Origin of the sequence: Flexivirga oryzae, from assembly GCF_014190805.1 — a bacterium.
In the GTDB taxonomy this organism is placed as follows: Bacteria; Actinomycetota; Actinomycetes; order Actinomycetales; family Dermatophilaceae; genus Flexivirga; species Flexivirga oryzae.
The window spans coordinates 1,072,921-1,086,553 of the sequence record NZ_JACHVQ010000001.1; the positions used below are offsets into that span (position 1 = coordinate 1,072,921).

A 13,633-nucleotide genomic window follows, 5' to 3' on the forward strand; every position below is an offset into this window, starting at 1 on the left:
AGTAGCATGGCTATGTGAGTGATGTTGCTGCCGTCGACGCGATCATCCGGCTCAGCAGGGTGCTGGAGCGCGCCTCGACCGACCTCAGCCTCGCGCACTTCCGCGTGCTGTCAGCGGTCGCGGACGGTCAGCAGCGGGCATCACGACTGGCACGACGACTCGCGCTCGGCAAGCCGGCCGTCAGCGCGAGCGTCGAATCCCTATGCCGGCGAGGCCTCCTCGAGCGGCAGACGGAGTTGGCCGATCAACGTGCCGTCACGTTGCGACTGACCCCCGAGGGCGAGCGGGCACTGGCGGCGGCCCGCGCCGCAATGGTCGAGCAGTTGCGCGCCGTGATTGCGCACGCACCGGTGCCTGCGGCAACCGTCGAGCAACTGACGGCGCTGAACGCCGGTCTGGACGAACTCGCCGAGCAGAGGGCGGCCAGATGACTGACCGCGGCTGGGTGCGTCGGCTGTCGTCATACCTGTTCGCACACCGCACCAGCCTGGTGCTCGCCGTGCTGGGCGCGGTCCTGGGCAGCCTCTGCCAGAGCCTGGTGCCGCTCGTCGCGCGGGAGATCGTCGACGGAGTCATCATCGAACGCCGGGCCGCGCTCTGGCCGTGGCTCACAGTGTTGATCGGCACGGCGTTGCTGGCGTTCCTGCTTGCCTACCTGCGCCGCTATCAGGGTGGCAAGCTGGCGTTGTCGGTGCAGTACGACCTCCGCAATGAGATGCACGACCATCTGCTGACGATGGACCAGGGCACGCTGGATCACCTGCCGACCGGCCAGCTGGTCTCGCGCGCCAACTCGGACTCGACGCTCGTCCAGGGGCTGCTGCAGTTCATGCCGTTGATGACGGGCAATCTGCTGCTGCTGGTGGTGTCACTGGTCATCATGTTCGTGTTGTCGCCATTGCTCGCAATCGTCGGGCTGGTGGTGCTTCCGGCCCTGATCGCGGTGTCGTACAGCATGCGGCGCAAGGTCTTCCCGGCCACCTGGGACGGGCAGCAGCGTGAGGGCGACGTCGCCCAGATCGTCGACGAGGACGTCGCCGGTGTGCGCGTCGTCAAGGCTTTCGGTCAGGAGTCCCGCGAGCTGCAGCGCATGGTGGACACAGCGCAGGTGCTCTACGGCTCGCGAATGCGAGCGGTGCGTCTGCAGGCCCGGTATCAGCCACTGCTGCAGGCGATTCCGTCCTTCGCGCAGGTGCTGATCCTCGTACTCGGGGGTTGGATGGCGCTCGAGCACCGCATCAGCATCGGCACGTTCCTGGCCTTCAGCACCTACATCTCACAGTTCGTCGCGCCGGCCCGGCAACTGGCCGGTGTGTTGACGATCGGCCAGCAGGCGCGCGCCGGTGTGGAGCGCATCTTCCAGCTCATCGACCTCGAACCGCGGGTCCGCGATGCGGATGATGCGGTCGAGCTACCACCCGTGCGTGGGGACGTGACGTTCGCCGGTGTGCGCTTCGGGTATGACGACAACGCTACGGTTCTGGACGGGTTCGACCTGCACATACCGGCAGGGGAGCGGGTAGCGATCGTGGGTGCCAGTGGCAGTGGCAAATCCACTGTCGCAGCATTGATCTCACGCTTCTACGACCCCCAGTCCGGAGCCGTAGAGATCGACGGCCATGATGTGCGATCGGTCCGGCTGCACTCGTTGCGTCGCCAGGTCGCGGTGGCGTTCGAGGAGAGTTTTCTCTTCTCCGACTCGGTCCGCGCGAACATCGCCTACGGACATCCGGGCGCCACCGAGGGCCAGATCCGCGCCGCGGCGGTCGCCGCGGCCGCGGATGGATTCATCCGGGAGCTCCCGCGCGGCTACGACACCCCGGTGGGGGAGCGAGGCCTGTCACTGTCCGGCGGGCAACGACAGCGGATCGCACTCGCGCGGGCGATCCTCGCCGACCCGCGCATCCTGATCCTCGACGATGCGACGAGCGCCGTCGATGCGCACACCGAGGGCGCCATCCACGATGCGCTGCGCGAGATCCTTGCCGGCCGAACGACCCTGCTGATTGCGCACCGTCTCTCGACGCTGCACCTGGCGGACCGCGTCGTGGTGCTGGAGGACGGCCGGATCGTGGAGTCCGGCACGCACGACGAGCTGACCCGGGCCAGCCAGAGGTATCGAAGGCTGTTGTCCGGCCTGGAGACCGAGCTCGATGAGGAAGTCGGCGACCGTATCGAGGTCCTCGCGTCGATGACGTCCGGCGCGGAACGCACCGACTCCGCATGGACCGCGGCCCGCCGGGCCCGCCGTTACTCATCGGCTGCAGGGTCCATCGGAGCACCCAGTCTCGGTGTCGGACTCGGGGGGAGTGCAGGTGGCGGTTGGCGAATGGCGCTGGCGCCTACGCCGGAGCTGATCGCGCGTGTCGACGCACTCCCACCCGTCCGAGACCGGGCTGCCGTCGATGTCGAATCCGAGTCGCGACCGTTCCCGGACTTCTCGTTGTGGCGACTCCTCAAGGACTTCCGGCGTCCGCTCGGCGTCGGGCTCATCCTCGTGGTGCTGGACGCGCTCGCCGGTCTGCTCGGCCCCGTGCTGGTGAAGATCGGTGTGGACAATGGAGTTTCGCAGGGTGCGAGGGGTGTGCTGTTGTTGGCCTCGGCAGCCCTTCTGGTCGTGACCGTCGCGGATCTGCTCGACCAGATCGCCGAGACCTTCGTGACCGGTCGCGCGGCTGAGCGGATCATGTTCTCGTTGCGGATCCGGATCTGGGCGCAGCTGCAACGACTGTCGCTCGACTACTACGAGCGTGAGATGGCCGGGCGCATCATGACCCGGATGACCACTGACGTGGACCAGTTCGAGTCGCTCATCGAGAACGGCCTGTTGTCGGCACTGGTCTCTCTGGTGACGTTCGTCGGTGTCGGGCTGGCTCTGGTGCTGGTCAATCTCGAGCTCGGTCTCTGGACGCTGACCATCGCCATACCGCTCGTCGTTGCGACCTACGCCTTCCGTAAGCGGGCCGCTGTTCTCTACAGCCAGGCACGCGACCGCATCGCGGTGGTGAATGCCGATTTCCAGGAGAGTCTCTCCGGTGTCAAGGAGACGCAGGCCTTCGTCCATGAGGCCGAGACGATCGCTCGTTTCCACGGACTCGGCCGGGGCTACCTCGAGTCGCGGGTAGCGGCGCAGCGACTGGTGGCGACCTACTTCCCGTTCGTGCAGTTCCTGTCGGCCATCGCGGACGTCATCGTGCTGGGTGTGGGTGCGCACCTGATCTCCCACGGCCGGCTCACCACGGGTGAGTTGATCGCGTTCCTGCTGTACATCAACCTGTTCTTCTCGCCGATCCAGCAACTGTCCCAGGTCTTCGACTCCTGGCAGCAGACGCGAGTTTCCGTCGACCGGATCTCAGAGTTGATGAAGCTGGAAACATTGACGCCGCAGCCTGATTCGCCGCTCGATCCAGTCGTGCATGCGGGACGACTGGCGCTGGTCGACGTGCACTTCAGCTATCCGCCCGTCATACCGCGCAGTGCGGCCCGCGGGCCGCGTGACGCGCAGCTCGTCACGAGGGCTCCGGCCGTGCCCAAGCCACCGGAGGCGCTGCGCGGCGTGTCGCTCGAGGTCGCTGCCGGTGAGACGGTCGCGCTCGTGGGCGAAACCGGTGCGGGCAAATCGACGGTGATGAAGCTGATCGCGCGGTTCTACGATCCGCAGACCGGTGCGGTGGCTGTCGACGAGGTCGATCTGCGGACGGTGGACCTGCCCGGCTTTCGCCGGACGCTCGGCTACGTGCCACAGGAGTCGTTCCTGTTCAGTGGCACCGTGCGGGACAACATCGCGTACGGTCGTCCGGACGCACCGGACAGCGCGGTCGAGGCCGCAGCCCGTGCTGTCGGGGCGCACGACTTCGTCGCGTCATTACCCGGTGGGTATCTGCACGAGCTGACCGAGCGGGGTAGGTCGTTGTCCGCCGGTCAGCGGCAGCTGCTCGCTCTCGCCCGAGCGCAGTTGGTCGATCCGGCGATTCTGCTACTGGATGAGGCGACAGCGAATCTGGACCTGGTCACCGAGGCGAAGGTCAACGCGGCGATGGCCGCCGTCGCCGAAACACGAACGACGATCGTGATCGCCCACCGTCTGCAGACGGCGCGCACCGCGGACCGGATCGCCGTGCTCGACGCAGGGGAGGTCGTGGAAGTCGGCTCGCACGACGAACTGCTCCGAGCGCGTGGTCGTTACGCGGACATGTGGCGCGCCTTCGAGCTCGTGGGTTCCGTACCTCACCCGTCGGCCGAGTAGCCCCACGCCGGCCGAGTAGCCGATCCGACGCGCTGGCCGAGTAGCCGATCCGACGCGCTGGCCGAGTAGCTGACCCCAATGCGCTGGCCGAGTAGCAGTGGGGGAGCGCAGCGGAGGAACGGCGTATCGAGGTCGCGTCCCCCGGCGGTGGCCGAGTAGCCGATCCGACGCGCCGCTGAGTAGCCGATCCCCCGCGGTGGCCGAGTAGGCGAGCCCGCAAGGGCGAGCCGTATCGAGGTCCCGCGCGTGCCTCACGACCCCGCGAGCCGATACGTTTCCGGTCAAATGTATCGAAGAAATGTTCAGCCACCGCGGGAATGGCCGGGCGCTGACATGGCCGGTGCTGAAATGGGTTGCGCGGGGTGATGACTCGGCCAGCGCGGGTGTGGGACCTCGATCACGGTCTCGCCTAACGGCTCGACCTACTCGGCCACCGCGGCGTGTGCGGGACCTCGATGCGGGCTCGTTCCTCGCCCTTACTCGGCCACCGCGGGAATGGCCGGGCGCCGACATGGCCGGTGCTGAAAAGGGTTGCGCGGGGTGATCACTCGGCCACCGCTGGTGTGCGGGACCTCGATGCGGGCTCGTTCCTCGCCCTTACTCGGCCACCGCGGGAATGGCCGAATGCTGAATGGCCGGTGCTGAATTGGGTTGCGCGGGGTGATCACTCGGCCACCGCTGGTGTGCGGGACCTCGATGCGGGCTCGTTCCTCGCCCGTACTCGGCCACCGCTGGAATGGCCACCGCGGAGAAGACCGGTGCTGAATTGGGTTGCGCGGGGTGATCACTCGGCCACCGCTGGTGTGCGGGACCTCGATGCGGGCTCGTTCCTCGCCCTTACTCGGCCACCGCGGAAATGACCGGGTGCTGGAATGGGTTGCGCGGGAAGATGACCCGGCGAGCGCGGCGGGCGCGGGACCTCGATCACGGTCTCGCCTAGCGGCTCGACCTACTCGGCCACCGCTGAATGGCCACCGCTGACATGATCACCGCTGAGATGGCCGGCGCTGAATTGGGCTGTGCGACAGCGTGACTCGTCGAATTCCTGCGCTGATCTACTCAGCTGCCAGAGGTGTCCGTGTCGGGATTGCGCAGGAGACCCAGGCCGGCGAGCACCAGGAAGACGCCCCAGGCGAGGAATCCGGCGAAACCCAGGTAGAGCAGCGCACTTCCCTCGACGATCGCCACGGCTCCGAACGCCGCGAGGAACAGGCAGCCGGCGCCGACCATCCCGAGCGGGCGAACCCACCGAGGCACCAGGTGATGGCGCACGCAGAAGCCGGACAGAGTGAGCAGGGCGATCGCGATGGCCGCGAGGTTCAGGCCGAAGGCTGCCGCGTGCACTGCCCAGAGGCCGGCGACCACGGCCGCCGATGACGTCGCCTGCGGGGCTGCTCCGGCGAGGGCGATCTCGACGATGTTGACGACACCGAAGAGCGCAGCGATCACCACGACGGCAAGCGTGCCCACGTCGACCAGGAAGCGATCATGGCGATCGGCCACCAGGGTGCGGAGGCCACCGGCGAGACACAGCAGGCTCACCATCCCGACGGGGAACAACGCCAGCGGGACCACGACAGCGATCCGGTGCACGGCGAAGTACTGCGACACCGCGGCCGGATCCGCGTCGAACGCCGGCTCTCCGGACCGAATGACGTTCTGGATCAGCAGGAGTACTGCGAAGACCAGCGCCGCGCAGCCCGCGATCCGGCGGATGGCTCGATCTGTCAGAGCCGGCGCCGTGGTGATCGCCGCTGCCGGAGTTGCATGAGTGGACATGGGAGCACCTCGTACTTGTACGCTGGAATCAGAAGGAGATTCTTCTTACTGGAATCAGATTCCAGTAAAGAGAATCCCGCTCCAGTGAGAGGTTGTCAAGGGTGTCCGAGGGGCCGCAACGGCGGGGCAACCGCCGGGATGTCGCTGCCGCTGCGACGAGGCAGGAGATCCTGCGTGCGGCGCGACGGCTCTTCGCGGAGCACGGGTTTGCCAGCACCACCATCAATCAGATCGCCACAGAGGCCGGGGTCGCCGTTCAGACCGTCTACTCGAGCGTGGGATCGAAGGCCGTCCTGGTGCTCGCCCTGAACGATCTGATCGACAGCGAGAGCGGCGTCGGCGAGTTCGCCGGACGCATCGCCGTCGCCGACGATGCCGAGGTCGTGCTGCGTAGTGCGGTCCAGTTGACCCGCCGGATCAACGAACGCTGTGGCGACATCGTCCGGGTTCTGCTCGCCGCCGAACCGTCGGACGCCGCCGTCGCTGCTGCGGTCAGGGACGGGATGCGGCGCCATAGGGATGGTGCTCATTCGCTGGCCGAGCGACTCGCCGGTCTCGGGGCTCTGTCGTCCGGGGTCGGTGTCGATCAGGCCGCCACCTCGTTCGCGGTGTTGACGTCGCCGGCCAGTTGGCGGCAGCTGACCGAGGACACCGGGTGGAGTTTCGACCGCGCCGAGGCGTGGATGCTGTCATCCTTGGCGACGCTGCTGACGGGTATGCCGGTCACGGAGTGACACAAAGTTACCTAATTCAGAAGCAAAGGTTATGCTGACCGGGTGGCTCAGATCTTCAGCTTCCCGAATCCGGTGAACGAGAAGGCGGCGCGTACGGTTGCAGCCGGCGTCGTCGTGCTCAGCGTGCTTGCGGCGGTTACCGGGTGGTGGGTCGTCCTGCTGGTGCTGGCGTACGGTTTCGCCGCCCGGGTGGCGACGGGGCCACGGCTCAGCCCGCTCGGTCAGCTGGCGACGCGCCTGGTGGCGCCCCGGCTCGGCGCCGCGAAGCTGGTCCCCGGTCCGCCGAAACGCTTCGCTCAGGCGATCGGCCTGGCCTTCTCCGGCACGGCGCTGATCCTCAACCTCACGGGCGCACATGCAGTTTCGACCGCGCTGCTGGTGGTGCTTGCCGTCTTCGCGACCCTGGAGAGCGCACTGGGATTCTGTGCCGGATGCTTCGTGTTCGGGCAGCTGATGCGCGTCGGCGTGATCCCGGAGGACACCTGCGAAGCGTGCGCCGACAGCCGGCTCAGGCAACAGGTCAACGCCCGAACCGACACGGTCGTGGTCAGGCCTGCCGGAAGACCTGGCGCATCCGGCCCAGACCGCTGATCTCCGCCTCGACGACATCGCCGTCGCGCAGATACGGCTTCGGGTCCGGCTGACCCATGGCGACGCCGCCGGGTGTCCCGGTGATGACCACGTCCCCGGGGCGCAGCACCATGAACTGGCTCAAGTAGTGCACCACCGTCGGCACGTCGAAGATCAGCTGGCTCGTGCGGCTCGACTGTCGGTCAACACCGTTGACCTGCAATCGGATCGGCGCGTCGGAGGGGTCGAACTCATCCCGCGTCACCAGCCAGGGACCGAGCGGGTTGAAACCCTCGCAACTCTTGCCCTTGTCCCACTGGCCACCTCGCTCCAGCTGGAACTCCCGTTCGGACACGTCGTTCGCAACAGCGAAACCGGCGATGTACGAGCCCGCCTGCTCCGTTGACTCCAGGTAACGGGCGGTCCGGCCGATGACAACGGCCAGCTCGACCTCGTAGTCCGTCTTGCTGCTGCCGCGCGGGATCGGCACGTCGTCGTCGGGGCCGGTGACCACCCAGGGATCCTTCATGAACACGATGGGTTCCGCAGGGATCTCGGCTCCGGTCTCCGCGGCGTGGTCGCGGTAGTTGAGGCCGATGCAGACGACCTTGCCGGGCCGGGCGACCGGCGCGCCGACCCGGACGTTGCCGAGCTCGACGGTCGGTAGTCCTCCCGCGGCCACCGCCACAGCGACCCGAGCGAGCGAGTCGCTGTCGAGCGTCCGGTGGTCGTAGTCCGGCACCACCGACGAGACGTCGACGACGGACCCGTCGGGGGCGAACGCCGCCGGTCGCTCTGCGCCAACGTCGCCAACACGAAGCAATCGCATGAGTTTTCGCTACTTTCAGTCGGTGCCGTGGGTAAGCAGTCGCCCGCGTGGCTGGTCGAAGTCGACCTTCTGACCGCGCACGTAGGTGCCGCGCACCACGCCTGCCAGCGTCTTGCCGTCGTATGCCGACACAGGGTTCTTGTGCTGCAGTTGCCTCGCGTCGACCGCGAATTCGTCGTCCGGCGCGAACACGACCAGGTCCGCGTCATACCCGGTCGCGAGCTTCCCCTTGCGCTGCAACCCGATCCGGGCTGCCGGGTTGGCGGACAACCACTGCGAGACCTGCTCCAGGGCGATGCCGCGGCGACGTGCCTCCGTCCAGACGGCAGCCAGCTCCAGCTGCACCGACGCGATGCCACCCCAGGCGTTGCCGAAGTCGCCGTGCTCGAGGTCTTTCAGCTCGACGGTCGAGGGGGAGTGGTCGGACGCGACGTAGTCGATCGTCCCGTCCGCCAACGCTTCCCACAACAATTCGCGGTTCGCCGACTCGCGGATCGGCGGGCAGCACTTGTACGCCGTGCCGCCGTTCGGGATGTCCTCGGCGAGCAGGGTCAGGTAGTGCGGGCAGGTCTCGGCCGTGATGTCCACCCCGTCCTGCTTGGCGGCACGCAGCAGCGGCAGCGCCTCCGCGGACGACAGGTGCAGGATGTGGGTGCGCGCACCGGTCCGCCGGGCGCGTTCGATGACCTGCTCGATGGCGCGGTTCTCCGCCTCGCGGGGGCGGGAGGCCAGGAAGTCGGCATAGACGTTGCCGTGGGCTTCCGGCGCAGCAGCGATCGACTCGGCATCCTCGGAGTGAACGATCATTAGGCCGTCGAACCCGGCGATCGTCGTGAGGTAGTCCTGGAGCGCGTCCGGTGTGAGCGGCGGGTATTCGTCGACGCCGGAGTCGAGCAGGAAGCACTTGAAACCGAACACGCCGGCCTCCTGCAGCTGCTGCAGGTGCTCCTGGTTGCCCGGGACGGCTCCGCCCCAGAAGCCGACGTCCACGAACGTCTGCCCGGTCGCGACCAGCTGTTTGAACTCCAGCGCCTGCGGCGTGACCGTCGACGGGATGGAGTTGAGGGGCATGTCGATGATCGTCGTGACGCCACCGGCGGCAGCGGCCTTCGTGGCGGTCCAGAAGCCCTCCCAGTCGGTCCGGCCGGGCTCGTTGACGTGCACGTGCGCATCGACCACCCCGGGGATGAGTGTCTCGTCGTCACCGAGCTGGACGACGTTCGCGCCCTGCAGGTCGGCCCCGAGCGCCTCGATCGTCTCGATGCGTCCGTCGCGGATGCCGATCTCGCAGGCGCGCACGCCCTCCGGTGTCACCGCACGCTGGGCCCGCACCACCAGATCGAATTCGCCTGAGGCCGTGGAGGATTGCGTCGTCTCCGGTTGCGAAGTACGCGGATCACCTTGCTTTGCAAGGAATTCGGTGATCTGCTGTTGCACAACTTCCGGCTGGTTGACCTGTGCCAGCACGGCGTCGGTGTCGGTCATCATGCCTCCTCGGTGGTGAGTTCGGTGGTGCTCGTGGTGGACAGCTCGGTTCGAGCCCACTGTCCTATCTTTCCGCCGACCTGGGTCAGCAGCGGTGCGGCGTTCGCGATGCTGCGTGCCACGTCCGGCTCGAGGTCGGCGAGGGTCCAGACGGCGTCGATCCCGCTCGCCCGCGCCTCGGCGTCGGTGAGTGAGCTGACGCCACAGACCGCGACGACCGCCGGCACGCCCGCAGCACGGGCGATCCGGGCGACACCGACCGGCGTCTTGCCCGACAGGCTCTGCTGGTCGAGACTTCCCTCCCCGGTGATCACCAGATCGGCACCGAGCACCCGGTCGGCTAGCCCGACCAGGTCGGCGACCAGCTCCAGGCCGGTCTGGGGCGTCGCGTCCAGGACAGCGAGTGCGGCGAACCCCACGCCACCCGCCGCACCGGCCCCGGGGGCGTCGATCACCGGTTGCAGATCCTTGCCCTGCGCGGTGCCCAGGACAGCTGCGAAGTTGGCGAGCGCCGCGTCCAGCTGGGCAACCTGCTGCGGGTCGGCGCCCTTCTGCGGACCGAAGGTGTATGCCGCGCCCGTGCTCCCCAGCAGCGGATTGTCCACATCGAGCGCGACCACGACGTCGGTGTCGCGCAGGCGAACGTCCAAGCCGGACAGGTCGATCCGGTCGAGATCGGCCAGGGCGGCGCCACCGTCCGGCAGCGTCGACCCGCTCGCGTCGAGGAGCTCGGCACCCAGCGCGGAGATCAGTCCGGCGCCACCGTCGGTGCAGGCACTGCCGCCCAGCCCGAGCACGACGCGCGTACAGCCCGCGTCGAGCGCGGCCCGGATCAACTCGCCCGTGCCGCGGCTGCTCGCGGTCAGCGGGAGGAGCTCGTCCCGGGGCAGCAGTGCGAGTCCCGACGCGGTCGCCAGCTCGACGACCGCCGTCCCGTCGCCGACCGCCAGCGTTGCCTCGACGGTCGCCCCGTCGGGCCCGGTGACGGCCTGGTGGACGGCGGAGAAGCCGGCGCGCAGTGCGGCGTCGACGGTGCCGTCGCCACCGTCCGCCATCGGCACGAGGTCGATGGCGGACGGTAGGACACCGTCGAGACCGGCCGCGACCGCACGCGCGACTCCGTCGGCTGACAGGGAACCCTTGAACTTGTCAGGGGCGATGACGACGCGCACGGCGTTCTCCGATCGTCGGTCGGGCTGGGACGAAGACTTCGTTCCTCATCTTCGATCCAACACTGTGCTCCCGGCCGTCGTTCGGCCGGACTGGGTCGATCCTCAGCCGATCGGCAGGATCGCGGTCGGAGCGTCGGCGGCGTTCTCGGCGACCGCTTCGAACTCGGTCACCGCGTCGATGCTGGCGCCCATGGAGATGTTGGTGACGCGCTCGAGGATCACCTCGACGACGACGGGCACCTTCAGCTCCTGGGCCAGGGCACTCGCCTTCTTCAGCGCCGGCTCCAGGTCATCCGGGTTGTGCACCCGAATCGCCTTGCACCCCAGACCTTCCGCCACCTTCAGGTGGTCCACGCCATACCCCTCGACCTCCGGGGAGTTGATGTTCTCGAAGGCGAGCGACACGTAGTAGTCCATGTCGAAGGCACGCTGGGACTGGCGGATCAGGCCCAGGTAGGAGTTGTTGACGAGCACGTGGACGTAGCCGATGTTGTGCTGGGCACCGACCGCCAATTCCTCGATGAGGAACTGGAAGTCGTAGTCGCCCGAGAGCGCCACGACCGGCCGGTCGGGCTGACCGGTGGCGACACCGAGCGCCGCGGGCAGGGTCCAGCCGAGCGGGCCGGCCTGACCGGCGTTGATCCAGCGACGCGGACCGAAGACGTGCAGCAGCTGGGCGCCGGCGATCTGCGACAGTCCGATGGTCGAGACGTAGGTGGTCTCGCGGCCGAACGCGGCGTTCATCGCCTCGTAGACGCGCTGCGGCTTGATCGGCACGTCGTCGAAGTGCGTCTTGCGCTGCAGGGTCGCCTTGCGCTGCTGGCAGTCCTTCGCCCACACGTCGTAGTCGGGCAGGGGGCCGTCGGCCTTGCGGCGCTTGGCCTCGGCCAGGAAGGCGTCCAGGAACGCGCCGGCGTCGGAGACGACGCCGTAGTCGGGCGCGAAGACGCGGCCGATCTGGGTCGGCTCGATGTCGACGTGCACGAACTTGCGGCCCTGGCGGTAGACGTCGAGGGCTCCGGTGTGCCGGTTCGCCCAGCGGTTGCCGATGCCCAGCACGAAGTCGGACGCGAGCAGGGTCTCGTTGCCGTAGCGGTGCGCCGTCTGGATGCCGACCATGCCCGCGTGCAGCGGGTGGTCGTCGGGGATGATGCCCCAACCCATGAGCGTGGGAATGACTGGTATGCCGAGCAACTCGGCGACCTCGACCAGCTGGTCGGGAGCATCGGCGTTCAGGATGCCGCCGCCGGCGACGATCACCGGGCGCTCCGCGGCGAGCAGCATGTCGAAGACCTTGTCGATCTGTGCCTGAGTGGCAGCCGGTCGCGAGACCGGCAGCGGCTCGTAGGTGTCGATGTCGAAGTCGATCTCGGCCTGCTGCACGTCGATCGGCAGATCGATCAGCACCGGTCCGGGGCGTCCGGTGCGCATCAGCCAGAAGGCCTTCGCGAACGTTCCGGGCACCTGGGCGGCCTCCTTGACGGTCACGGCCCACTTGGTGACCGGTGCCGCGATGGAGGCGATGTCGACGGCCTGGAAGTCTTCCTTGTCGAGCTTGGCGATCGGCGCCTGGCCGGTGATGCACAGGATCGGGATCGAGTCCGCGGACGCGGAGTAGAGACCGGTGATCATGTCGGTGCCGGCCGGGCCGGAGGTGCCCAGGCACACGCCGATGTTGCCGGCCGCGGCCCGGGTGTAGCCCTCGGCCATGTGCGACGCCGCCTCCACGTGCCGGGCGAGCACGTGCTGCATGCCGCCGTGGCGGCGCATCGCCGCGTAGAGAGGGTTGATCGCAGCACCGGGAAGGCCGAACGTCTGTGTCGCGCCCTCCTTCTCGAGGATCAGGACTGCGGCGTCGACTGCCTGCATGCGGGTCATCGTGCATCACCTTCGTTCTTGTTGCTGCGTCCGGACAGCTGCTCGACGAGGAGCAGCAGCGCGGAGTGGTCGAGGCCGCCGTGGCCGAGGTTGCGCAGGTCCTGCACGAGCTGGGCGGTCTGGCTGCCGAGCGGGATCGCGACACCTGCGGCCCGCGCCGAGTCGAGCACGATGCCCATGTCCTTGTGATGCAGGTCGATCCGGAAACCCGGCTGGAACTCGCGCTTGATCATCGAGGCCGCCTTGCGGTCGAGGATGCGGTTGCCCGCGAGCCCGCCGGCCAGCACCTCGACGGCGGCGGTGGTGTCCACGTCGTACGCCTCGAGGAACACGAGGGCCTCGGCGACGAGCTCGATGGTGCCGGCGACGATGAGCTGGTTGGCGGCCTTGACGGTCTGGCCGGAACCGTTCGGACCGACGTGGACCACGGTGCTGCCGACGGTCTCGAGGACCGGTCGCACGGCCTCCAGGTCGGCGGCCTCGCCACCGACCATGATCGACAGGTTGCCCTCGATCGCGCCGGCCTCACCGCCGGAGACGGGCCCGTCGAGCGGCTTCAGCCCCGCGGCCTTCGCCTCCTCGGCGACCTGCCGGGCGACGTCGGGGCGGATGGTCGAGCAGTCGACCCAGGTCGCCCCGGACTTGGCGGACGCGATGAGGCCGGGCTCGTCCTCCGTGCCGCGTGCGACGGCGACGACGTCGGGGGAGTCCGGGACCATCGTGATGATGACGTCGGCGTCCTTGACGGCTTCGGCGACCGAGCCGGCGCCCTTCCCGCCGAGCGCGACGAGCTCGTTGATCGGCTCCTGGCTGCGGTTGTAGCCGACGACCTGGTAACCGGCCTTGACCAGGTTGGCGGCCATGGGCGCACCCATGATGCCGAGGCCGATGACGGCGACTGAAGTGGTGTTGCTCATGCGGTTGGCTCCTTGCAGATGTA

The 13,633-nt window shown here is 68.2% G+C and carries 10 protein-coding genes; 4 read left to right on the forward strand and 6 right to left on the reverse strand.

The annotated features are described in order from the left end of the window. Positions 1–14: 14 nt before the first annotated feature. Both FHU39_RS04905 and FHU39_RS04910 read left to right on the forward strand, forming a co-directional pair. The gene (locus FHU39_RS04905; protein WP_183319323.1) at positions 15–431 is read left to right on the forward strand and encodes a MarR family transcriptional regulator; all 417 of its coding nucleotides are present in this window, start codon (positions 15–17) and stop codon (positions 429–431) included. Next, positions 428–4,246 carry an ABC transporter ATP-binding protein gene (locus tag FHU39_RS04910; protein ID WP_183319324.1) on the forward strand — a complete coding sequence of 1,273 codons (3,819 nt, stop codon included), beginning with the start codon at positions 428–430 and terminating at the stop codon, positions 4,244–4,246. Before FHU39_RS04905 ends, FHU39_RS04910 begins: the two co-directional genes overlap by 4 nt. 1,059 nt (positions 4,247–5,305) lie before the next feature. Here the strand turns inward: FHU39_RS04910 and FHU39_RS04915 are convergent. Further along, positions 5,306–6,025 carry a DUF4386 family protein gene (locus FHU39_RS04915; RefSeq protein ID WP_183319325.1) on the reverse strand — a complete coding sequence of 240 codons (720 nt, stop codon included), beginning with the start codon at positions 6,023–6,025 and terminating at the stop codon, positions 5,306–5,308. A gap of 101 nt (positions 6,026–6,126) precedes the next feature. On the opposite strand from FHU39_RS04915, the gene FHU39_RS04920 reads away from it, so the two are divergent. Further along, positions 6,127–6,759 carry a TetR family transcriptional regulator gene (locus FHU39_RS04920; protein ID WP_183319326.1) on the forward strand — a complete coding sequence of 211 codons (633 nt, stop codon included), beginning with the start codon at positions 6,127–6,129 and terminating at the stop codon, positions 6,757–6,759. Positions 6,760–6,801: 42 nt separating this feature from the next. Beyond that, the gene (locus tag FHU39_RS04925) at positions 6,802–7,350 is read left to right on the forward strand and encodes a DUF4395 family protein (RefSeq protein ID WP_183319327.1); all 549 of its coding nucleotides are present in this window, start codon (positions 6,802–6,804) and stop codon (positions 7,348–7,350) included. Here FHU39_RS04925 and FHU39_RS04930 read toward each other — a convergent pair. The 5 genes from FHU39_RS04930 to FHU39_RS04950 all read right to left on the reverse strand — a co-directional run bounded on the left by FHU39_RS04930 (position 7,307) and on the right by FHU39_RS04950 (position 13,610). Beyond that, positions 7,307–8,158: a fumarylacetoacetate hydrolase family protein gene (locus FHU39_RS04930; RefSeq protein WP_183319328.1), complete on the reverse strand. Its 852-nt coding sequence runs from the start codon at positions 8,156–8,158 to the stop codon at positions 7,307–7,309. The genes FHU39_RS04925 and FHU39_RS04930 overlap by 44 nt on opposite strands. A gap of 15 nt (positions 8,159–8,173) precedes the next feature. Next, on the reverse strand, positions 8,174–9,643 hold the full coding sequence (allB, locus tag FHU39_RS04935; protein ID WP_183320896.1) for an allantoinase AllB: 1,470 nt from the start codon (positions 9,641–9,643) through the stop codon (positions 8,174–8,176). Further along, positions 9,643–10,815 (reverse strand): glycerate kinase, encoded by a 1,173-nt coding sequence (locus tag FHU39_RS04940; protein ID WP_183319329.1) that lies wholly within the window; start codon positions 10,813–10,815, stop codon positions 9,643–9,645. Before FHU39_RS04940 ends, allB begins: the two co-directional genes overlap by 1 nt. A 102-nt stretch (positions 10,816–10,917) precedes the next feature. Next, the gene (gcl, locus tag FHU39_RS04945) at positions 10,918–12,693 is read right to left on the reverse strand and encodes a glyoxylate carboligase (RefSeq protein ID WP_183319330.1); all 1,776 of its coding nucleotides are present in this window, start codon (positions 12,691–12,693) and stop codon (positions 10,918–10,920) included. Beyond that, the gene (locus FHU39_RS04950; RefSeq protein WP_183319331.1) at positions 12,690–13,610 is read right to left on the reverse strand and encodes a 2-hydroxy-3-oxopropionate reductase; all 921 of its coding nucleotides are present in this window, start codon (positions 13,608–13,610) and stop codon (positions 12,690–12,692) included. The genes gcl and FHU39_RS04950 overlap by 4 nt, the downstream gene beginning before the upstream one ends. Positions 13,611–13,633: the final 23 nt, after the last annotated feature.

Excerpts from the sequence above, each read along its gene's own strand:
- FHU39_RS04910 (WP_183319324.1), top strand. The coding sequence starts at position 428 with ATGACTGACCGCGGCTGGGTGCGTCGGCTGTCGTCATACCTGTTCGCA.
- FHU39_RS04915 (WP_183319325.1), bottom strand. The coding sequence starts at position 6,025 with ATGTCCACTCATGCAACTCCGGCAGCGGCGATCACCACGGCGCCGGCT.
- FHU39_RS04930 (WP_183319328.1), bottom strand. The coding sequence starts at position 8,158 with ATGCGATTGCTTCGTGTTGGCGACGTTGGCGCAGAGCGACCGGCGGCG.
- allB (WP_183320896.1), bottom strand. The coding sequence starts at position 9,643 with ATGACCGACACCGACGCCGTGCTGGCACAGGTCAACCAGCCGGAAGTT.
- gcl (WP_183319330.1), bottom strand. The coding sequence starts at position 12,693 with ATGACCCGCATGCAGGCAGTCGACGCCGCAGTCCTGATCCTCGAGAAG.
- FHU39_RS04950 (WP_183319331.1), bottom strand. The coding sequence starts at position 13,610 with ATGAGCAACACCACTTCAGTCGCCGTCATCGGCCTCGGCATCATGGGT.